We start from the raw sequence: 23093 nt of genomic DNA, 5'->3' as shown, positions 1-23093 counted from the left end.
ATGGGACCCGCCACCCACGAGCTAAAATTTAATGGAGAAATCTTGCAGCGTGGTTTCTGGCTTTATATTTGGGAAATTACGACTCAAGATCAGAAAAATCTTTACTACGTGGGACGTACTGGCGATAGCTCATCAATCAATGCACAATCACCCTTCAATCGCATGGGCCAGCATTTAGGTTTCAATGATAAGAGCAATGTGCTGCGCCGTCATTTAGAAGGAAAAGGCATTGATCCTGCAAAATGCACATTCCGCTTGGTTGCACATGGACCTATTTTGGAGGAAGCAACGACAAAGGAAGTGCATCAAAAGCGTCGAGACATCCTGGCAGCGCTTGAAATGGCACTGGCCGAGGCTATGGCTGAAGCCGGGTATAAAGTAATGAACACAGTAAATTGCAGAAAGATGCTCAATATAGAACAATTCAATAAGATTCGAAATGCATTCGCCGCTGAGTTTCCAAAACTCGTAGAAGGGAAAAAATAAATGAAAGCCACTGAAGCCAAATTGCTTGATTTTCTCAGAAAATCCCCTCAATTTGTGATTCCCATATACCAGCGCACTTACTCGTGGACTGAAAAAGAGTGCCTTCAGTTGTGGGATGATATTCTCCGCACAGGCAATAACGATGATATCTCAGCTCACTTTGTCGGTTCTATCGTCTACATAGAAAAAGGGATTTATCAGGTTTCAAGCCAGTCTCCTCTGCTCGTAATCGATGGCCAGCAGCGCCTGACCACAGTAACACTGCTGATAGCTGCCCTTGCCAGAGCGCTTGAAAAACTTGATGAGGAAAAACGTGAACCTCTTGATGGGTTTTCTCCCCGAAAGCTGCGAAATTATTATCTGCTCAACCCTGAGGAAGAAGGAGAAAAGTATTACAAACTTATCCTTTCACAGACTGATAAGGACTCTCTTACCTCTATTGTCTCCAACAGAGAACAGCCAAAAGAGTTTTCTCTGCGGGTAAAGGAAAATTTCGAACTTTTCGAATCATGGATTGCCGGATGTAAAGATGATCTAACTCCCCTGTGTAAAGGGCTGGCCAAGCTTATAGTTGTTGATATCGCGCTCAATCGCGATCAGGACAACCCGCAGCTCATTTTTGAAAGCATGAACTCAACCGGAAAAGAACTCAGTCAGGCTGACCTGATCCGCAACTACATCCTTATGGGGCTGGAACCGCAATTACAGACAAGGCTGTATGAACAGTACTGGCGGCCAATGGAAGTGGATTTCGGGCAGGAAGCCTACAGTGAGCAGTTCGACGGTTTCATGCGCCACTATTTGACCGTTAAAACAGGAGAGATTCCCAGAATAGGGGAAGTCTATGAAGCGTTTAAGGTTCATGCGAATTCCACAAAAACGGAACCGGCAGGAATGGAGGCACTTGTTACTGATATCCGGACTTTTTCCCGCTATTTCTGTGCAATGGCACTTGGAAAAGAGACATATCAGGATTTGAAACTTGCTTTCCAAGACTTACGCGAGCTTAGAGTAGATGTAGCTTATCCATTCTTGCTCGAACTTTATCACGACTATGCAACCGGAATGCTGTCAAGGGAAGATTTTGTTGCAGCAGTTCGGCTGATCGAATCCTATGTGTTCCGGCGTGCTATCTGTTCTATTCCCACAAACTCAATGAACAAGACCTTTGCAACCTTTTCCAGATATCTAAAAAAGGACCATTATCTCAAAAGCATCCAGGTACACTTTTTTCAGTTGCCATCATATCGCCGCTTTCCAAACGATGAGGAGTTCAGGCGCGAATTGAAAATCCGGGACCTCTACAACTTCCGAAGCCGCAGCTATTGGATCAGACGTTTGGAAAACTATGGACGTAAAGAACGTGTGCAGGTAGATGAGTATACTATCGAACATATAATGCCACAGAATGAGAATCTCTCCACAGCCTGGAAAACAGAACTTGGCACAGAGTGGAAACGAATCCATGAAACGTGGCTGCATACCCTTGGCAACCTCACACTCACTGGTTACAACTCAGAATATAGTGACAGGTCCTTCACAGAGAAACGTGACATGCCTGGCGGTTTTAAAGAAAGCCCTCTCAAGCTCAATAAAGGGCTTGGTCAGCTCGACCAGTGGAATGAAGAGACTATTAAAGAAAGGGCAAGCAGGCTGGCAGAAATAGCTCTCAATGTATGGGCAATGCCAAAACTGACTAACGATACCCTTGAGGCATACAGGACAAAGGCTACAGCATCTGGTTACACAATTGAAGACCATCCATCCCTGTTAACGGGAACAGTGCATGAGCTGTTCGAAGCCTTTCGCAAGGAAGTATTGGCTCTTGATCCCTGTGTAACCGAGGAGTTTCTCAAGCTCTATGTCGCCTATAAAGCTGAGACTAACTTTGTGGATGTGGTACCACAAGCTAAACGGCTGATCCTGTCTCTCAATCTGCATTTTTCTGACATAAACGACCCAAGAGGGCTCTGCAAGGATGTTTCCGATGTCGGTTGTTGGGGGAATGGCGACGTAAAAGTCGGCCTCGGATCACTGAATGAATTGCCCTATGTAATAGGTCTGGTGCGGCAATCTTTCGAACACCAGATGAGTAACGGAGGATATTAATGACCAATTTTGCCTTTCTCGAAGCCGAATGGCCTTCTTTGTATGAGGCAGCCGAAAAAGCCTCAAATGCGGTTTATCCTGACCCTCGCACTGCCTGTTTTTACGCTCGCAGGGCTCTGGAACTGGCTGTGCAGTGGATATACAAGTACGATTATTCACTGCTCCTGCCGTATCAGGAAAATTTGAGTGCTCTCATTCATGAGCCTACATTCAAAAAAGTTGCGGGAGAGGCAATCTTCAACAAAGCACGGGTCATTATCCAGCTTGGAAACGAGGCTGTGCACAGCAACAGTTCCATTCAGGCATATGATTCAGTGACAGCCGTGAGTGAACTTTTTCACATAACCTACTGGCTGGCACGCACCTATGCCCGAAAAGAAAAGCCTGAACCCGGGCTGAGTTTCAACCCAGATGACCTGCCAAAAACAACAGTCCCGAAGCAGACAATAGAGCAGCTTCAAAACCTGGAAAACAGCCTCCGGGAAAAAGACGAAAAACTCTCTCTACTTCTGGCCGACAAATCCGCAATGGACGAAGAACTAAAACGCCTGCGTGCCGAAGTTGCAAAGGCAAAAGAAGCTTCAGCCCTACAGCCGGACACACACGACTATTCCGAAGCTGAGACCCGAAAAAGCCTGATTGACCTCCTGCTTAAAGAAGCCGGCTGGGCCCTTGACAAAGCTCAGGACAGGGAATTTGAAGTCTCAGGAATGCCAAACGAAAGCGGGGTCGGTTTTGTAGACTATGTGCTCTGGGGCGACGACGGAAAGCCCCTTGCCCTCGTTGAAGCAAAGCGCACTACCAGAGACCCGCAGGTTGGCCAGCAGCAGGCAAAACTCTACGCCGACTGCCTGGAAAAACAATTCGGGCAAAGGCCGGTCATCTTCTATTCAAACGGGTATGAAAACTGGATCTGGGACGATTCCATGTATCCTCCGAGGCAGGTACAGGGTTTCTACAAAAAATCCGAACTTGAACTCCTTATCCAGCGGCGCAGCAGCCGCAGGTCTCTTTCCGGAGCCAGAATCAACTCAAAAATTGCAGACCGCTACTATCAGAGCCGGGCCATCCGCCGCATAGGAGAATCCTTTGAACAGGACAACGACAGAAAAGCCCTGGTAGTAATGGCAACAGGCGCCGGAAAGACCCGTACAGTCATTGCACTCTGCGACCTTCTCATGCGCTGCAACTGGGTCAAACGAGTGCTTTTCCTTGCCGACAGGGTAGCTCTGGTAAACCAGGCAGTAAACGCCTTCAAGCGGCATCTTCCTGACTCCGCACCTGTAAACCTTGTAACGGAAAAGGACACCGACGGGAGAGTATTCGTTTCAACCTATCCGACAATGATGAAGCAGATAGAAGAAATGAACAACGGACAGCGCCGCTTTGGGTCCGGGCATTTCGACCTTGTAATTATCGATGAAGCTCACCGCTCGGTTTTCAAGAAGTACAGAGCGATTTTCGACTACTTTGACTCTTTCCTTGTTGGCCTTACAGCAACGCCCAAAAATGAAATCGAACGAAATACCTACAGCCTCTTTGACCTTGAACCCGGTGTTCCCACAGACGCCTACCAGCTCGAAGAAGCTGTAAAAGACGGTTTCCTTGTCCCTCCAAAAGCAGTTTCAGTTCCCCTGAAGTTCCAGCGCCAGGGGATCAATTATGACGACCTCTCAGACGAGGATAAAGAGCAATGGGAATCTCTGGACTGGGGAGACGAGGAAGGCGAAATCCCTGACCGTGTAGAAGCCGATGCCGTCAACAAATGGCTGTTTAACAAAGACACCGTGGACAAAGTGCTGGCACACCTGATGGAACGGGGCCTGAAAGTCGCTGGCGGTGACCGCCTGGGCAAGACCATTCTCTTTGCCAAAAACCAGGCTCATGCTGAGTATATTGCCGAACGTTTCAATGCCAGTTATCCGCATTTCAAAGGCGAGTTTGCCCGTGTTATAACTTTCAAGACCGAATACGCCCAGAGCCTGATAGATAATTTCTCTATCAAAGAAAAAGCCCCTCACATTGCCATCTCAGTGGACATGCTCGACACAGGGATCGATGTTCCTGAGGTCGTAAATCTGGTTTTCTTCAAACTGGTGCGTTCCAGGACAAAGTTCTGGCAGATGTTAGGACGCGGTACCCGTCTCTGTCCCGACCTTTTTGAACCCGGAACAGACAAACAGTTCTTTTATCTTTTTGATTACTGCCAGAACCTGGAGTTTTTCAGCCAGAACCCGGAAACCACAGACGGTTCACTTGGAGATTCTCTTGGTACGCGCCTGTTCAAATCGCGTCTTGAACTGCTCTCAGTGCTTGACCGAAAACTTGAATCTGACAGCGATTGCGAAGCCGGTGCCGAGACCTCGGAAATATACGGCGAACCGAAAACGGAAGCCGAAGTCCGCTTCTCGGTTGCCGGAATGCTGCACAGCGAAATTGCCTCAATGAACCTTGACAACTTCGTAGTGCGTCCAAGGAGGAGGCTGGTCGAAAAATACTCAAAACCCGAAGCCTGGATAAAATTATCCGGCGAAGACCTCTCCGAGCTTTCCCATGAAATCGCAGGTCTTCCCTCGGAATTACAACCGGAAGCCGAAGAAGCAAAACGGTTTGATCTCCTGGTCCTGAACCTGCAACTGGCTTTACTGCGTGCCGAGCCTGCCTTTGAGCGCCTGAGCAATCAGGTAAGAGAAATTGCCGGCCTCCTTGAAGAAAAATCAGCCATTCCAATGGTACGTGACCAGATGGCTCTAATTCTTGATGTGCAGACCGATGAATGGTGGGAGAATGTGACAACTCCCATGCTGGAATCGCTTAGACGGCGCCTCCGAAACCTGGTTAAACTGATAGAAAAACACCACAGAAAGCCAATTTACACTGACTTCAAAGACGAAATTGGCAGTGAAACCGATGTGGAACTACCGGGCTTTGCTGAAGCCGGAGATTTTGAAAAGTTTCGCGCAAAGACCCGGGCCTTCCTCCTGGAACATCAGGACAATACCGTAATCCACAAGCTCCGGATGAATATCCCATTGGCTGCACCTGATCTTGACGAACTGGAGCGGATACTCTCTGAAAGCGGGCTGGGAGGGCCGGAAGAAATTGTCCATGCCAGAGAGGTGTCAAACGGCCTCGGCCTCTTCGTGCGCTCACTCATAGGGCTTGATAGGGAAGCTGCAAAACAGTCGCTTGCCACATTCCTGACAGGTAAGACCCTGACTGCAAACCAGATAGAGTTCATAAACTTGATTATTGACCATCTCACAGAACACGGAGCAATGGACGCTGCGTTACTTTACGAATCGCCATTTACAGACCTTACGCCACAGGGCCCAGACGGGCTTTTCACCTCAACTCAAATTGATGAGTTGATAGCTACATTGGAACAGATCACGGCAACAGCATTAGTGCCCCCATGTTCGCAACAAATTACTGCTTGAATCTTTTGAGCCGTTTTGGATAAATAAGATTTTCAAGCAATGGCAGGGAATTGATTTAATATCCATTTTGAATGAACTGAAAAGGTTAGACACAACACATACAATTAAAATTAGTTAAAAAAAGAGTTTTCGGAGTGAGTCGACCAAATTTTGTAACTAGCCGACTGAGTTTACTGCCGATTCAATTTAGTAGCTGATTTTTAGTAGCTGATTTTTAGTAGCTGATTTTTAGTAGCTGATTTTTAGTAGCTGATTTTTAGTAGCTGATTTTTAGTAGCTGATTTTTAGTAGCTGATTTTTAGTAGCTGATTTTTAGTAGCTGATTTTTAGTAAATGTTACGTATTAAGCCCGGAAGCAAGAGCTTTTTACAGGCATCTTAAGGCTTCGCGGTGTCAATCAAATCCAGAATTCTCAGAGCAAGATGTGCGCCGTTTGCTCCATTATCGATCCCTACGCTTCCTACAGGCACTCCCGGGGGCATCTGGGCAATAGAGAGCAGGGCATCGAGTCCACCAAGTTTCGCGCTTACCGGGACTCCTACTACAGGCCTTTTTGTCCTGGAAGCTACAACCCCGGGAAGGGCTGCGGATAAACCTGCAATTGTAATAAAGACCTTTGCGTCAGTGCTTGAGATGTAGCTGTCAAGTTCTTCAGGGTTCCTGTGAGCAGAGATAACCATTACTTCGTAAGTGTATTTGCTCTTTTCAAGCACGGAAATCGCACGGTTGGCGATAGGCCTATCGGATTCGGAACCCATAATTACTGAGATATCAACCATTTTTAGCTTCTCCTGAGCAGTCAGGGCAGGCTTCCTTTGCCGCTTAACTCGTTCTGGCGTTCAATACTCATCCTGATAAGAGTCTCAAAAATAGACTTTACAGACCCCAGATCAAGGTTGAGCTCTGTTGCGGCATTTAAAGCTCTGTTAATTACAACCTCATTTTGCTTCTGGTCATTTATCGAAGTCCCATTTATTCTTTTTGATTCAAGTACTCTTTCAGCAAGATTTACTCTTCTATCAATAAGGGCAAGAATTTCCCTATCAATTTCTTCTATTTCTCTGCGGACATCCTCAAGTTCGCTCAAGTGAACCCCTCGTTTTCTGAAGACATTGCGTCTCTGTTATTTATAGAGGTTTCTATAACCCTGCCTTCGATCCCACAGCTTTCCCAGGCCGACCTGAGCTCTTCGATCTGGTTTTCTTTGACAAGCGCAACATACGCCGGGCCCGATCCGGATAGACTCACCCCTTTTACACCACATTCCAGGGCTCGAAGAATGCACTCGGTATCAAAGCCAAGGGCACTGCAGTAGAGAAAACCGTTTAAAGTCATTGCCTTTTCATACTCTCCTGCAAGTGCAAGTTCATATGCCATATCTATATACGGAGCAATGAGTTCTGAACGTTTAACATTTGTTTGTGAACTGAACACTTTTCTGTTAGGCGCAAAAATAAGGACTTTGGAATTGTATTCTTCTCTTTTAATCAGTTTCAATTCACGGTTATCAGTGATCACAACTCCGCCGAAAAAAGAAGCACATGCGTCATCAAAAGATCCTGTTATGGTTACTTTTGCTTCTCTTGCAGCTTTTACCCCAAGTTTCACAGCATCAAGAGGAGGCATTGATTCACCTATAGCGTTTAAGGTTGCCAGTACAGTTGCATTGGCGGCTGCACTGCTGCTCTTAAGTCCACCTGCAAGAGGAATATTGCTGCTTGTTTTTACCTTGCCCCCAAGTTTAATCTCAAAGTGTTCAAGCACAAGTTCAACACACCTTTCAACAAGAAAAGTGTCTGCTTCAGGCATTCCCTCAATCGATCCGTGGACTTTTTTCTCGTGATCCGAGAGTTCCACCTCTGAATATGTTTTTAAACCAGTTCCAAATGCCGCACCTTTCCAGGTTGCAAATGCCGCGATAATGGTTCCTGCTCCTGATGCGCAGGCGTGCCCTTCAAGTATCATCATGCTGAGAATGCGCTGTTCTTTAATATTTTTTACTGCGTTCTTCACAGAACCCAGGTCTCCTGAAACGCAGAGCTCTGCAACATATTCATAAAAAAAGCGGAAATCCACAAATATAAATAGTAAAGTTAAATCACGTATATAAAAAGAGACTTCTAATTATTATTAAAAAGTGCTATTTGAATCAGGAATAAACATTTCTAATTCCAGGTCTAGCAGATTTAATCAAAAACGGGGAATTATTATCGAAACCAGGAAAGTACAGCAGACAGGCGGATCCACTTACATTATTTCTCTCCCTAAACAATGGGCTGAAAAAGTTGGGATCAAAACAGGCACTAGAGTCTCCATTCAACCCCAGCCTGACGGAAAATTACTGATAAATCCCATTCTTGAAGAGCGGTCAATCAAAACAAAAAAAATTGATGTTACAGGCTGTGGAGCAAAAGCACTTGAGCGAGATATTATCGCTGCATATCTCCATGGATATGACAGGATTGAACTTTTCTCGGAAAGGATACTCGTCGAACAGAAGCAAACAATTAGGAAGGTATGCTACAAACTTATAGGCCCTGAAATTACTGAAGAAACCTCAAACTGTGTGATTATCCAGGATCTCCTTAACCCAAATGAACTTCCGATCAAAAAAAGTGTACAGAGGATGTTCCTTATTGCGACGTCCATGCAAAAGGATGCGGTAAGAGCCTTTAAAACTATTGATTATGACCTTGCACTTGACGTAAGTCAGAGAGATGACGAGGTTGACAGGTTATATCTCCTGATCTCCAAGCAGTTTCGCTCGATTCTCTGTGAAGGAGGAATGCCGGGCACTACAGAAACAGGTATAGAGGAATACCACGAGTTCAGAATGGCGGCAAGCCCGATAGAAAGGATAGCCGATCACGCACAGAAAATAGCAAATACCGCCTCAAAGATGCAAGAGCTCGTTGATGATAAGGTAATGGAAGAGGTCGATAAACTCAATGCTGCTTATATGGAACTTGTAAAACAGTCAGTTGAGGCCCTATTTGAAGCGAATACTTCTCTTGCAAATCAGGTAATAGACAACGTTGACAACATGCGCGCATGGGTAGAAGAACTGCATGAATCTATTCTGAAATTGGAATCCAATGAGATTATGATTTCACTCGGGACAGTCGTAGACAGTTTATCCAGAATAGGGGACCTTAGCTCCAATATAGCCGAAATTGCTATAAACATGGCAATTCGGGATAGATAAGCAAAATCCTATCTGAGAAATCAGAAACTCTTCCCAACTTGAAAATGTAAAGGTAAATAATAGATATTTCCAGGTAAAATTTCGATGTGTTTCCAGGTAAAAGCTCTCAAAAGTAATAAAAAAGTTAAATATATAACTAAGGTCTGAAATCGAAATAATAGGCTTAGCTTTCAATGCTCTGAGTTGCTCAAAAAATATATTTGAATTTATAAAACGATCTCAGAGTTTCTAAAAGATATATTGAAATATATAGAGGAAAAATGAGCTGTAAAAATTATAAACAGAATTAAGTGAGAAAGACACTAGAAAAAATATTCTCATAAAAACGATTTATATTTTTAAGGTTGAATGAATAAAAATCGGAAAAAATATAAAGGAAAGTGCAGAACATCACTGCACATATAAAAATTTAGTACTAACAAAAAGAGTTCGTGAGAGCTCAAAGTCTTCTGGATAACAAGTTTTTTATCTCTGGATAAAAAGCTTTTTTATGAATGTGGTGAGGGAATCAGGCGATAGAAAGCAATTTATATTCTGGTGTTATTTCCACTGAGGCACTTTCTATTCTACCGTAGAAAGGGTCTTGAATTTCCTATTTATTCCCAGGCATACTGGAGAAGAAAAATATCTACAATTTCCCCCAATCCCCTCAGTACGATAAATAGAAGTTACTTAAGTGCATGGATCAATAGATTAAAAATTTAAGTACCAATGCGTAAAGGAAAGCAATCCGAGAAATCCTTAGGTACTATGCTTTTCCCAAGGAGGGAAGCTATGAATATGTTAGAACGATTTAAGGTAAGCTTTTCAAAAATGTTCAATAAACTGTTCAAGAAAAAAGGAGCATGCATAGGAATCTACGGCCCCCCCAATGCCGGTAAGACGACCCTTAGCAACCGGATCCTCAAAGATTGGGTCGGAGCCGAAGAAACAATGGGTTCTGTTTCTCATATCGCTCACGAAACCCGGCATGCCAAGAGAAGGAACGCAGTAAGTATTGAGGCCAATGGACATACAATCAGCCTTGATATCGTAGATACGCCCGGGCTTGCCACAAAAATCGATTTCCATGACTTCATGGAGCAGGGAATGAGTGACTCCGAATCCAAGAAACGGTCCAAGGAAGCAACAGAAGGCGTAATCGAAGCTGTCAAATGGCTGGATGACCTTGATGGTGTCATACTTGTTATGGATTCCACCGAAAATCCCTATACTCAGGTCAACGTAACAGTAATAGGGAATATGGAAGCCAGAAACCTTCCGCTCCTCATAGTAGCAAACAAGGTAGACCTTCCTGATGCCGATCCAGCTGTCATAAAGGAAGCTTTCCCCCAGCATCCTATGGTGCCAGTTTCTGCTCTTGAAGGAGTGGGAATGGACTCGTTTTATGAAGCTCTGGCAAAACAGTTCGGGTGATCTACATGCAGGGAATTCAGCTTGATTTGATATCCGAAGCCAGAATCTCTCAGATGGCTTCAATGGAAAAAGTCCGATACATAATCGATGAGGTACGGAAAGGTAAAATTCTTGTGCTTGAAAAGGGCCTGAACCCGATGGAGGAAGCAAAGCTTATAGAAATGACAATGTCAGCGATCCAGCCTGATGTTTTTTCGGGCATAGAGATGCAGAGCTATCCTGCAAATACGGATGGTTCATTACTTGGCAAAATTTTCAAAAAGCAGAGCAATAAGAGACTTACGGTAATAGGGCCTGCAAACCAGCTAAAAACCCTTAAAAAAGATCGGAATCTCATAAGTGCACTTGTCTCTGCAAGTAAGTAAACGAAGTGGAAGCAATGTGTGCCCAAAAGACCCAAGACGAGGAAGCTATAATATACCCTCCCCAGTCTCTAGGTTCCTTTGAGATGGGCAGGAATGATGTTAACTTAGTCTGTACTTACGGGAAAATTGCCGTATGGTTTGGACGAAAAGTTCCTGATTATATTATAGCGCAGATACTAATAGGAATTTCAAAAGTTGACCAGTCTACGGTTCATGAGTTTGAAATTGTCTGCAGTTTTGATGATATTACAGAATATGAGAGTAAAGGGTACACACTCGTGTCCTACGGAAAAACGGCCGGTGGTTATCGCGTAAATTATAGTATTCCTTTTTCCAATAAAAAAGCCCTTTTTCACTTATCAAAATTTATACTTGAAGAGCTCCAGAAAGGAGAAACACGTAAAGACTTTTATTGGAATGGGAATGACTGTGATATCCAGAGACTCTATCACGAATTTAAAAATAATATTGAAAACTGGGAACTGAAAACTATTAATTATAAAACTGAGTCGCAAACAAGCAGGTAATACCTGAACTGCTTGCATTGCGGCAAGGTGGAAAGAAAGCTTCCGAAACTTGCCCTGAAATCTGACTGTAAATTTGAAGACAGATTTTGGTAAAAGTATTTCAGGGGCGTTTTTATCATTAACACAGGCAGGTAACTATTATTAACAGAGACAGATAAATATCATTAACATAAGCAGGTAAATAAAATTTAATCAATTAATTATTATAGAATTAAGCATTTAACCAGGCACTTAACTCAATGTTTTTCGGAGAACTCATATGGAAAAAGTTCAGGTAAACGACTGCGAAGACGTACTATTATCAATGAGAATGATTTCAGTAAACCTAAGTGAAATAATCGATAAACTTGACAGAAAAGCAATAAAATCGATGATTCAGAAAATTCTGGAAGGCGAAAGAATCTTTTTGATGGGAGCCGGAAGGTCAGGGCTTGTTGCCAAAGCTTTTGCAATGAGGCTTATGCACCTGGGATTCAGCGTGTATGTGGTTGGTGAAACTACAACGCCTGCTGTCCGGCCAGAGGATGTAGTGATTGCTATTTCAGGATCAGGAGAAACACACTCTATAGCTGATCTCGGAAAAATAGTAAAAGACATTGGCTCAACTCTCATAACGGTTACATCTAAAAAAGAATCTACATTAGGTAGAATCTCAGATGTTGCTATGATCCTTCCAAGCAAGACTAAAAATGACCCTGACGCAGGCGGCTACCTTGAAAGAAACATGCGGGGAGGTTACAAAACCATGCCTCCGCTGGGTACATCTTTCGAAATTACATCGCTTATTTTCCTTGATTCGATAATCTCTCAGCTTATTACGCTTACAGGTGCCTCTGAAGCCGAACTGAAGTCGAGACATACGAATATCGAATGAAAGCCTTAATCGCCAGAAAGCAGAAGGTAAATCTAAAAATAATTAATTTATAGGGATACAGGAGAGCCTAATTTGAAGGAAATAAAGTTTTCAGAGAACGTAGCCCGAATAGATACCTCAGGGATCAGGAAGATTTTTGAAGCCGCGGGCTCGGACGCTATTAACCTCGGGCTGGGGCAGCCTGATTTTGACACTCCAGAGCATATAAAGGCCGCGGCAATAAAAGCTATAAACGAAGGCTTTACGGGTTATACGGTTGGTCCGGGAATTCCGGAGTTAAGAGAGGCCCTGAGTTCCAAGTTCAAGGAAGAGAACGAGTTCTCGGTTTCCCCTGAGGAAATAATTGTAACTTCTGGAGCATCGGAAGCTCTTGCAATTGCCCTTGCAGCCCTTTTAAACCATGGGGATGAAGTCCTCATCTCAAACCCTGGCTTCGTTTCCTACAATGCGCTGACCGAAATCCTGAGTGGCAAAGCCGTAGGTGTTCCCCTTGACGAAGACCTTACCATGAAGCCTGAGGCCGTGCTTGAGAAAATCACTCCAAAAACTCGAGTCATCGTTCTTAATTCTCCTTCAAATCCCACAGGCACAGTTGCAAGCAGGGCAGATATAAAAGCCCTGGCCGAGATTGCAGACGACCACAATATAACCATTATTTCCGATGAAGTCTATGAGTACTTCGTTTACGAAGGAGAACACGTAAGCCCTGCTAGCTATTCGGACAATGTGATTACTGTAAATGCGACCTCAAAGAGCTATGCCATGACCGGATGGAGACTGGGGTACGTGGCAGCCAGAAAAGACTACATAGGCCAGATGCTTAAGGTTCACCAGTACTTCCAGGCCTGCGCTAACTCAATCGCTCAGAAAGCCGCTTATGCCGCAGTGACAGGACCCAAAGATTCAATCGAAGCCATGCGAGAAGAGTTCAGAAAGCGCAGGGACGTGCTTGTAAAAGGGCTGAATGATCTGGGGATGGAATGTGCCCTTCCAAAAGGTGCTTTCTACGCTTTCCCGAAAGTCCCGAATTCCGCAGAGGTCGCCTCGAAATTTATCTCAAACGGTGTTGTTGTTACTCCCGGAACAGCCTTCGGAAGCGAAGGAGACGGACATATTAGAATTTCCTATGCGGCTTCAATGAAGGATATCGAAAAAGCCTTGAGCATCATGGAAAAAGTACTCTGAGAATTTAGAGATACTGCTCTAATAAAATATTCTGAGAGGATAGCTTAAGGAATAGTAGAAATAATCTGAAGAATCTTCAATAATTTGGAGAATCTTCAGATAACCTTCAGAGAACTTTCAGAGAACTTTCAGAGAACTTTCAGAGAACTTTCAGAGAACTTTCAGAGAACTGAGAACCTTCAGAGAACTTTCAGAGAACTGAGAACCTTCAGAGAACTTTCAGATAAAAAAATATTTTTCCAGGATTTTTCTTTCTATATCTTTCTCTTCTTCCCCTGATTCTACTGTTTTTTTCTTTTCCGGCTGTTTTTTTGGTACGTTTTAGTTCTCCCTAATCTTAAATCATATAATGGTTACCGTGAATGATCGCTTTAGTTTACACTTAATGTTTACGTGTTTTCCATGATATAATTAAACCTGCAATTATTACCGCTATAAGTGATGGTATAAGACTCTGGAATAACAGTTCTTGAGCTGAGTCGCTTTCTTCTGAGTCACTTTCTTGAGGCAAAACAGCGTTTATCATATTATTTTCTGGATCTGCAACGTGAATATTCTTTTTACCATTTGAATTTGCGATATTGCCAGTCAATATGTTGCCTGTGCTGGAATTATTTAGATTTATGCCGTGATATGAATTATTTGAGGCATTATTGTAATCTAACCTGTTGTTGTTTGATTTTATCAAGAAAATTCCATTATTCTTGTTAAAATTTGCAGTATTATTGCGCAGGGTATTACTGTTACTTTCTTGAAAATCTATACCATTCCAGTTATTTGAATTTGCTACATTACTAATGAGGGAATTAAGGTTTGATTCGGTAAGTAAAAATCCTGAATTGCTATTCAATACCGTGTTACTGGTAAGAGTATTATTATAAGATAAAGATAGAGCAATCCCACTTCCGGAATCTGTGAAATTCACAGTGTTATTATTCAACTCATTATTATTGCTTAATTCATATAGATATATACCCTCATGATTAGTTGTGTTTATGTAATTATTGTACAGCCTGTTATAGCTGGAATTCCACAAAAAAATGCCGCCGATGCCACTCATATATGCACTATTATCTGTAAGTGTATTGTTGTACGAGTCATGTAAAAAAATGCCATAACCGTTTGAATAGACATTATTTTCCATTGTGACACTGTTATTGGTCCCCTCAAAATAAATCCCGGCTTTATCATCTCCGTATTGATCTATTCCGGCGCCTGTTATGCTAAACCCGCGAATAGTTACGTTATCTGACACAATAGTAAAAACATCATCTTCAGAGTTAGCAGCCTTAACAACCGTATCAAGAGGATTCCCAGAAAGAGAACTGATTATTAATTCTTTGTCAACATATACATTTTCCGTATAGTTTCCCGGAAAAACAAGAACTGTATCGCCAGCAGTTGCATTCTTGATAGCATCCTGTATACTGATGTAATCTGCTCCCTCAATATCAGTGCCTACTGTGATTGTATCTGCTGATGCACCTGAAATATTTGCCACTACGAAAAACAATATTAAAAAAACAGGTACTTTTTTCATGTATACCTCTTTTAGTTGATTTATGGTTAATCCGTTGATAAAGGTCTTTTTTGGAATGGTATTACTCCGTTGAACTTTCCAAGCTTTCCTATACTTTTTTTGCCGTGAAAAGTCACTTAATTCTGGATTAATTCTGGATTAATTCTGGATTAATTCTGGATTAATTCTGGATTAATTCTGTAGTATATCATCCTGAGTGGTAAGTGTGGTAAGTGTGGTAAGTGTGTCTCAGCCGTTTCAAAGATAGAATCTATTAGAATATATTAAACTCATAATTTAATTAGAAGAGTTTTAATTTATATTTAATCCTGGCTAGCTCAGATAGACTATTATAAATAGATAATATCTCAACAAAATTAATATACAGATACACAAATTAAAACTAAAAGTATGAACACTGATTAGTAAAATCGAAAGAAATAATTGTTATCAATACATAATTTTTTTACTATAAAAGAGGAAAATTAAAGAATGAAAACTCGATCTGGATATACAGGTCTCTCCTTCCACAAGAAAAGACCTTAAAACAAGTAAAAACCTGAATTTCAGTAGAGATTATGTGTCTATTGGTCCCGGATGTTAAAAATCACTTAATAAAATAGTTCTGGAAAAATATATGAACAAGAAAAATGTGCCTAAGTTGTTTGTACACAAAGGAATTTTTGTGCTGGTCTGCATTTTTTTGTTGCTGACTCCCGCGTCCATCGCTTCAGCAACGGTATCTGGAAGCCGGTTGACAAGTGGTTTTTATGAAATATATATAAGCACAGCCATTTTTTTTCTGACGGAAACCCAGATACCTTCTACACTTCTTGCCGAGAGTCTTTCGCTCCCCATGGCAGGGACTCGAGACGGAAAAAACAAGCACCTTGAAAAAATCAGCCCCTTCTTACTTCTGGCAGCAGGCATTCTTGCGGGTTTTAATCCCTGCCTCCTTGCGGTAATGGCTTTTCTTGCTTCAGTTACCCTTGTCAAGCATGGAAGAAGAGAGGACATGCTCAAAATCACACTTGGTTTTTCGGCAGGAATCTTTGCCATGTATATGATTGCTGGAATAAGCATCCTCAGTGTTGTTAATTTCCTGCCTGAAATCCAGGAAAGTTTTATAGGAGCTTCAATTCTGATCATTGCCCTGCTCGGCTTCTGGCATATTTTTGATGGCTACTGGCTGAAAAAACATGCGAGAACCACTTTTCGGACTCCCAAACCATTAAAAAACTTTATGGGCAAAATGGACCAGAACAGCCTTGTGTCGCTGTCCTTCCTTTCAGGAAGTATGTTTTCTCTGGTCAAAGCACCCTGCGTAGGAGCGATTTTTCTCTCACTCCTTAGCATCCTGGCAACAAAAACTGATATTGCCAAAGGAACGTTATACATTGGCATTTACCATATAGGGCTTCTGATTCCCGTAATAGCTCTTGGCCTCCTACTTGCTTTCGGACTCAGCCCGAATAAAGTCACCGAATTCAGGGAAAGATGGAGAGTGGAAATAAGGCTGACAACAGGAATCATACTGATATCCGTCGCCTGGCTCATGCAGCTTGGAGTAATTTAACTAGCTTGGCCACGCCGGCCATGTTGCCAGGGTTTTTGCTCAAGCAGTTTTTTAAAAGGCTTGATTCTCAAATACAGTTTGTCACTTGCTTCCACTGAATAAGAAGCAACTGAATAAGAAGCAACTGAATAAGAAGCAACTGAATAAGAAGCAACTGAATAAGAAGCAACTGAATAAGAAGCCTTTTTCAGCAATAAGTTTTAAACAGGTTTTCCAGGAATATCCAGACTTTCTCAATCGAAGGAATGAAGATTCTTTCCGAAGGAGAATGCGCATCTTTGATAGTAGGCCCAAATGAAATCATTTCCATACCTTCATACGCCGAACCGATTATTCCGCACTCAAGCCCTGCATGAATCACTTCAATCTCAGGCTCTTTCCCAAATGTTTTGGTATAGACTTGCTTGCATTTCAAGAGCAGTTCTGATTTCAGGTCGGGCTCCCATGCAGGATATCCGGGCTCATGTTCAACCCATGCGCCTGCAAGCTTTGCAACTGCTTCCACTTTTCCGCTAATTTCAGCCAGCCTGGGATTGTTTGAACTGCGCTGGCTTGATACAATCATTACTTTGTTTCCAGCCGTCCTCACTGTAGCAAGATTATTAGAGGTTTCAACAAGCCCCTGAATAACTTCCGACATCCTGTAAACCCCATGCGGCAACCCCAGGATCATTTTTATAAGTTTTTCTTCAGTCTCTTGCGAAAAGACCCGAACATGAGATACTTCCTCTCTGGGAGCCTTATCGTCTGCAACTTCAAAGATTATTTCTCTGCTAATTTCCTCAAGATTCAAAATAAGTCCAGGATCAGTTTTTGCATATTCAGCTTTAAATGCATGTCTGAGATATGATATGGTTTCGTCGGCTTTTTCGAGTTTTTCCCTGTGGAGTACAATAAAGGCTTCTGCAGTACTGGGAATTGCATTATGGACGCTGCCACCGTTAAGCAGGACAAGCCGTACATTTTCTGCCCCAAGCTTTTCCCTTAGTTTGGCCAATGCCAGAAAGAGTAGCTGTATCCCGTTTGCGCGCTGTTTGTTAATTTCAACCCCGGAATGGCCGCCTTCCAGTCCCTCAACCGAGAGTCTGAAAAATTTGAATAAATGTTCTCTTTTAAAGTCAGGTTTTTCCCACTCAACAGGAAGTGTGATCAGCGAATTCTGCCCGCCTGCACACCCTATTACAAAAACGCCTTCATCCTCGGAGTCAAGGTTCAGAAGCCTTTTTCCTTCAAAAAAGCCAGTCTCAAGTCCTCTCGCTCCTGTCAGGCCTGTTTCCTCGTCCGCCGTAAAAAGCAGCTCAAGTCGTGAATGCCCGATTTCTCCTTTCTTCCCCGCTTCTGCCAGTACCAGTGCAAGTGCAAGGGCAATCCCATCGTCTGCACCTATGGAAGTCCCATCTCCTCGTATCCAATCTCCGTCGCAAATGCTTCTTATAGGGTCTCTGGAAAAGTCGTGCCCGGACTCCTTGCATTTCTCGCAGACCATATCCATATGCCCCTGCAGAATAAATGTGGGAGAATTCTCAAATCCAACCGTTGCAGGGACTTTGATGAGCACATTGTTTAAGGAATCGGCTTTTACCTCAAAACCTCTGGATCGGCCCCATTCCTGCAGCCAGGTTGAAATCTGCTCTTCATGCTTTGAACGTCTCGGGATTTTATTGATTTCTTGGAAGACTTCGAGGATCTGTTGCGTTTTGGGGTGCATAGGGATCAATTTTTTATTTTTTTACATGAGTTGTTTTTAGGGTAATTTCTAGGGTAATTTCTAGGATAATTTCTAGGATAATTTCTAGGATAATTTCTAGGGTAATTTCTAGGGTAATTTCTAGGGTAATTTCTAAGGTTGTCTTTAGGAGTTATTGATGTTATCAGAGTTATTATTAGGTTGCTATTAAAGTGTTATTTGTTTAGTTTACGGATTCACATATTTTTATAATTTATTGAAAACTGTCGTGTAGTTTGAATAAGTTTGCATAATATACCCAAATTATATATTCAGTTCGAGTTTTCAGGATTATGTGAGTTATTGCTTTGTAATTTAAGGTAAAAATTTAAAATTCTAAGACCTGATGAGTATAACATAGTAATACCAATGTTTCGATACAAAAATGTAAACAACAAAAATGATATAAGGCGATAGACGTTTTAAGTTTGCTTAAAATCAGTTAAAGAACTGGATTATTGCGTAAAATCAGATAAGGAACTGGATTGGGAGTCAGTTTCAAAATTTATATAAAAAGGTAATTCTCAAATCTGAATAAAATTACTTTCACCATTTTTATCCAGATTTGATAGGTGATCCTCACGATCCTTTAGTTTTTACTTTTTTCTCATTTTTATTTAAGGTTTATTGATTTTCAGCGTATATTCCAGGTCTGGTATTTGTTGTCACTGTTATGTAATTTGTCTTCGTTACAGTACTGCCGCCTGCCACATTGCTTACTGTAAGTGTAACCTTRTATTTTCCTTCCTGTAAATACTCATGTTCTGGATTCTGTTCCCTTGAAATTGYYCCGTCTCCAAAACTCCATTTCCACTTGGTCGGTATTCCTGTACTTTTRTCMGTAAATTTAACGGCTAATGGTGCTTTTCCGGAGGTAGGTGTYGCAGAGAATGAAGCAACCGGTTTTGTTACYACWTTTATATAGCCTGTTTTTGTTGCTGTGTTACTGCCTTTATCATTTGTTGCTGTAAGTTTAACAGTATAACTCCCTACTTTGGAATACTTATGCGTTGGATTCTGCCTGGTTGAAGTTGTTCCGTCTCCAAAGTCCCATTTCCATTTAGTTGGATCTCCTGTGCTAGTGTCAGTAAAAGCAACAGTTAACGGAGCTTTTCCTTCGGTAGGATTGGCAGAAAAGTTTGCTACAGGAGCTAGTGAGAGATGACCTATAAACAGCCCGAAAGCAGATGGATTGCTTCCTACAGGAACAGTAGCTATAACAGTATTGGTTGCTGCGTCAATTACAGAGATAGTACTATCCCACTGATTCACCACATATACCTTTGTTCCATCCGGTGTGACTGCAACTCCACAAGGAGTAGACCCTACAGGAACAGTGGCTGTAACAGTATTTGTAGCTGCGTCAATTACAGAGAGCTTTCCACTATAGTCGGAGTTCGTCACATATACCTTTGTTCCATCTGGACTGACTGCAATCCCAAAAGACCATCCTCCTGCAGGCACAGTAGCTGTAACAGTGTCTGTTGCTGTGTCAATTACAGAGACAGTCCCATCATAGTCGGAGTTCGCCACATATACCTTTTTTCCATCCGGGCTAACTGCAACTCCCGAAGGTCCATTTCCTACATCTACCGTAGCTATAACAGTATTGGTTTCGGCATCAATTACAGAAACAGTGTTGCTGCCCCTGTTTGCCACATATACCTTTGCTCCGTCCTGGTTGACTGCAATTCCCTGTGGATAACTCCCTACAGGCACCGTGGCTGTAACAGTATTTGTAGCTGCGTCAATTACAGAGACAGTGTTACTGTCGAAGTTCCCCACATATACCTTTGTTCCATCCGGGTTAACAGCAACTCCCCACGGATAGGACCCTACAGGTATGCTGGCTGTAACAGTATTAGTAGCTGCGTCAATTACAGAGACAGTATCACTGCCGAAGTTCGCCACCCATATCTTTGTTCCATCCGGGCTAACTGCATTTCCATAAGGACCTCCTTCTACAGGTACAATGGTTGTAACAGTGTTTGTTGCTGTGTCAATTACAGAGACAGTGTTATCCCCACTGTTCGTAATATATGCATACGTCCCTGCAGACGAAGCGCCTTGCTCAGTAGTTGCAGATGCCGCAGATGAAACAAAAATTAAACATAAAATCAGAACTGCTGATGCTAAGGCGGCTGATTGCAATTTTTTGTTAGTTTTCATTTATCCTACTCCTCCATTCTTCGTTATTCTAACATTTTTCATGCCGCAATTGTTTCTTCAAAATATAGCATTGATTTCGTTAGTAGTCTATTGCAAAAATCTCTTTACAATAGAGTATAAATTTACAAGATTTATTAAAAAACTTATATCTTGTCCTTTATATAAAGCACTTTCCGATATTATAATATTTTTAATAATTATTTGAGATATTAAAAACGAAGTACGCACTTTAATTAACATTTCATTATTAAAACAGTTGAAGGTTTTTTTGCTGTATCTCAGCTGAATTGTAGATACGAGTTAAGAACACTTCAATCATAAGTACTAATTGAGAATTTCAAACACTTACAAAGAGTTAATAAATTAAAAGAAAGACCAATCACTCAAAATCGAAAAGAGAAGATTATAAACTAAGGCTAAAAGGGTTGGTTTTGTCATATCTGATTGATGACCATACATACCCTTTAGCCTTGATCTTTTTATCGTTTCAATTTATAATTTATTGATTTTCAGCGTATATTCCAGGTCTGGTATTTGTTGTCACTGTTATGTAATTTGTTTTCGTTACAGTACTGCCGCCTGCCACATTGCTTACTGTAAGTGTAACCTTATATTTTCCTTCCTGTAAATACTCATGTTCTGGATTCTGTTCCCTTGAAATTGTTCCGTCTCCAAAACTCCATTTCCACTTGGTCGGTATTCCTGTACTTTTATCCGTAAATTTAACGGCTAATGGTGCTTTTCCGGAGGTAGGTGTCGCAGAGAATGAAGCAACCGGTTTTGTTACTACTTTTATATAGCCTGTTTTTGTTGCCGTGTTACTGCCTTTAGCATTTGTTGCTGTAAGTTTAACAGTATAACTCCCTACTTTGGAATACTTATGTGTTGGATTCTGCTTGGTTGAAGTTGTTCCGTCTCCGAAATCCCATTTCCATTTAGTCGGGGATCTTATGCTTTTGTCAGTAAATGCAACCGTTAATGGTGCTTTTCCTTCGGTGGGTGATGCAGAAAAGTTTGCGAAAGGAGCCAGTGAGATAGGACCTATAAACTGCCCGAAAGCAACCGGACTATTTTCTACATCTACCGTGGCTGTAACAGTATTAGTTGCTGCGTCAATTACAGAGACAGTGGTGCTGTAATGGTTCGCCGCATATATCTTTGTTCCATCCGGTGTGACTGAAACTCCAAAAGGATGATCGCCTACCTCCACCGTAGCTATAACGGTGTTTGTTGCTGTGTCAATTACAGAGATGATGTTGCTTTCTTCATTTGCCACATATACCTTTTTTCCATCTGGACTAACTGCAACTCCTAAAGGCCATTGTCCTACAGGCACGGTGGCTGTGACAGTGTTTGTTGCTGTGTCAATTACAGAGACAGTGTAGCCGTAGGCATTCGTCACATATGCCTTTGTTCCATCTGGAGAAACTGCAATTCCAAAAGGAGTGTCTCCCACATTTATCGTAGCCGTAACAGTATTTGTAGCTACATCAATTACAGAGACAGTGCCAGTGTCAAGGTTCGTTACATATACCTTTTTTCCATCTGGACTAACTGCAATTCCATTGGCGCCGCTTTCTACAGGTATAGTGGCTGTAATAGTATTAGTTGCTGTGTCAATTACAGAAACAGTGCTGCTACCCCGATTTGCCACATATACTTTTGTTTCTTCAGGGTTGACTGCAACTCCAATTGGATAACTTCCTACAGGCACAGTGGCTATAAGAGTGTTTGTTGCTGTGTCAATTACGGAGACAGTTCCTCCGTCAGTTTCCACCTGTTCCGTTGTTACTTTTGAGGATTTTGATTTCGCGTCAACTGATAGTGAAAGGGTATTTTCATAGTCTTCCACATAAAAGTTCGCCACATATACTTTTGTCCCAGATGGATTGACTGCAACTCCAGCAGGTTCGTATCCTGCAGGCACGGTGGCTGTGACAGTGTTTGTAGCTGTGTCAATTACAGAGACAGTACTGCTGAACTCATTTGTAATATATGCATATATACCTGCAGACGAAACGCCTTGGTCAGTATCTGCGGATGCCGCAGATGAAACGAGAATTAAAAATAAAATCAGAGCTGCTGGTATTAAAGCTGCAGATTGCAACTTTTTGTTAATTTTCATTGATCCTACTCCATTATTTTTCTTTTCTTTAATATTTTTAATGTAAACTGGTCTCTTCAAAATCTAGTACTGGTTTTGCTGATCGTTTGCTGTAAAAATTTCTTTTCATAAAAGCAAAAAATCTGCAACATTATCTATAAATAGTGATGGCTTGTCCTTATATAAAGCACTTTCTGAACTTATTATATCTTTGTTAATATTTATTTCATATGTAAGGCCAAACATACAATTTAATTAACAGTTTGTTGTTAAAACAGGTGAAGGCTGTCTGTTACTGTTTTTCCAGTTGACGAATTAATCCCAAAACTTAATATTTACTTCCTGGGCCTTGTATTTTGAATAATTAATCAAGCTCATGATCATGAAAACAA

The 23093-nt window shown here is 41.9% G+C and carries 17 protein-coding genes; 10 read left to right on the top strand and 7 right to left on the bottom strand.

Annotation, left to right across the window (positions count from 1 at the left end; all coding sequences use genetic code 11):
- From FXW07_RS12330 to FXW07_RS12320, 3 genes are read left to right on the top strand one after another with little or no spacing between them, the layout of a single operon-like run.
- A complete protein-coding gene (locus FXW07_RS12330; RefSeq protein WP_229395693.1) occupies positions 1–486 on the top strand; it encodes a hypothetical protein in 486 nt (161 codons plus the stop codon).
- Complete coding sequence (locus tag FXW07_RS12325; RefSeq protein ID WP_229395692.1) at positions 487–2595, top strand: DUF262 domain-containing protein; 2109 nt, start codon at positions 487–489, stop codon at positions 2593–2595.
- Positions 2595–6035 carry a DEAD/DEAH box helicase family protein gene (locus tag FXW07_RS12320; RefSeq protein ID WP_229395691.1) on the top strand — a complete coding sequence of 1147 codons (3441 nt, stop codon included), beginning with the start codon at positions 2595–2597 and terminating at the stop codon, positions 6033–6035. Before FXW07_RS12325 ends, FXW07_RS12320 begins: the two co-directional genes overlap by 1 nt.
- A 377-nt stretch (positions 6036–6412) precedes the next feature.
- Here the strand turns inward: FXW07_RS12320 and FXW07_RS12315 are convergent, their stop codons facing one another.
- Genes FXW07_RS12315 through FXW07_RS12305 form a run of 3 tightly spaced genes read right to left on the bottom strand, consistent with a single transcriptional unit; the run spans position 6413 to position 8000 of the window.
- On the bottom strand, positions 6413–6814 hold the full coding sequence (locus tag FXW07_RS12315) for an AIR carboxylase family protein (protein ID WP_229395690.1): 402 nt from the start codon (positions 6812–6814) through the stop codon (positions 6413–6415).
- Between the two features lie 20 nt (positions 6815–6834).
- Entirely contained in the window at positions 6835–7122 is a 288-nt protein-coding gene (locus FXW07_RS12310; RefSeq protein ID WP_229395689.1) for a chorismate mutase, read from the bottom strand.
- Complete coding sequence (locus FXW07_RS12305) at positions 7119–8000, bottom strand: shikimate kinase (protein WP_229395796.1); 882 nt, start codon at positions 7998–8000, stop codon at positions 7119–7121. Before FXW07_RS12305 ends, FXW07_RS12310 begins: the two co-directional genes overlap by 4 nt.
- 172 nt (positions 8001–8172) lie before the next feature.
- Between FXW07_RS12305 and FXW07_RS12300 the strand changes: the two genes are divergently transcribed.
- The 6 genes from FXW07_RS12300 (at position 8173) to FXW07_RS12275 (ending at position 13607) form a co-directional block, all read left to right on the top strand.
- Complete coding sequence (locus FXW07_RS12300; RefSeq protein WP_346655656.1) at positions 8173–9240, top strand: phosphate uptake regulator PhoU; 1068 nt, start codon at positions 8173–8175, stop codon at positions 9238–9240.
- Positions 9241–10014: 774 nt separating this feature from the next.
- A complete protein-coding gene (locus FXW07_RS12295; protein ID WP_229395688.1) occupies positions 10015–10656 on the top strand; it encodes an Era-like GTP-binding protein in 642 nt (213 codons plus the stop codon).
- Between the two features lie 5 nt (positions 10657–10661).
- Positions 10662–11021, top strand: coding sequence for a DUF2073 domain-containing protein (locus FXW07_RS12290; protein ID WP_048120601.1), 360 nt, complete (start codon positions 10662–10664; stop codon positions 11019–11021).
- 14 nt (positions 11022–11035) lie between these two features.
- Complete coding sequence (locus FXW07_RS12285) at positions 11036–11548, top strand: hypothetical protein (RefSeq protein ID WP_048120603.1); 513 nt, start codon at positions 11036–11038, stop codon at positions 11546–11548.
- Positions 11549–11807: 259 nt separating this feature from the next.
- The gene (gene hxlB, locus FXW07_RS12280) at positions 11808–12422 is read left to right on the top strand and encodes a 6-phospho-3-hexuloisomerase (RefSeq protein ID WP_048120605.1); all 615 of its coding nucleotides are present in this window, start codon (positions 11808–11810) and stop codon (positions 12420–12422) included.
- A gap of 72 nt (positions 12423–12494) precedes the next feature.
- Positions 12495–13607 carry a pyridoxal phosphate-dependent aminotransferase gene (locus FXW07_RS12275; protein ID WP_229395687.1) on the top strand — a complete coding sequence of 371 codons (1113 nt, stop codon included), beginning with the start codon at positions 12495–12497 and terminating at the stop codon, positions 13605–13607.
- 382 nt (positions 13608–13989) lie between these two features.
- On the opposite strand, the gene FXW07_RS12270 is transcribed toward FXW07_RS12275, so the two are convergent.
- Positions 13990–15147 (bottom strand): NosD domain-containing protein, encoded by a 1158-nt coding sequence (locus FXW07_RS12270; RefSeq protein ID WP_229395686.1) that lies wholly within the window; start codon positions 15145–15147, stop codon positions 13990–13992.
- A 631-nt stretch (positions 15148–15778) separates the two neighbouring features.
- On the opposite strand from FXW07_RS12270, the gene FXW07_RS12265 reads away from it, so the two are divergent.
- Entirely contained in the window at positions 15779–16702 is a 924-nt protein-coding gene (locus FXW07_RS12265) for a cytochrome c biogenesis CcdA family protein (protein ID WP_229395685.1), read from the top strand.
- Positions 16703–16889: 187 nt separating this feature from the next.
- On the opposite strand, the gene FXW07_RS12260 is transcribed toward FXW07_RS12265, so the two are convergent.
- From FXW07_RS12260 to FXW07_RS12250, 3 genes are all read right to left on the bottom strand, one after another.
- Positions 16890–18410, bottom strand: coding sequence for an aminoacyl-histidine dipeptidase (locus FXW07_RS12260; protein WP_229395684.1), 1521 nt, complete (start codon positions 18408–18410; stop codon positions 16890–16892).
- 642 nt (positions 18411–19052) lie between these two features.
- Positions 19053–20597, bottom strand: a complete 1545-nt coding sequence (locus FXW07_RS12255; RefSeq protein ID WP_229395683.1) for a PKD domain-containing protein — start codon at positions 20595–20597, stop codon at positions 19053–19055.
- A gap of 499 nt (positions 20598–21096) precedes the next feature.
- Positions 21097–22722: a PKD domain-containing protein gene (locus FXW07_RS12250; RefSeq protein ID WP_229395682.1), complete on the bottom strand. Its 1626-nt coding sequence runs from the start codon at positions 22720–22722 to the stop codon at positions 21097–21099.
- Positions 22723–23093: the final 371 nt, after the last annotated feature.

The organism is Methanosarcina sp. DH1 (assembly GCF_020804205.1).
Classification (GTDB): Archaea; Halobacteriota; Methanosarcinia; order Methanosarcinales; family Methanosarcinaceae; genus Methanosarcina; species Methanosarcina vacuolata.
Note: the sequence above shows the minus strand (reverse complement) of the source record. Positions and strands in the feature narration are given on the sequence as shown.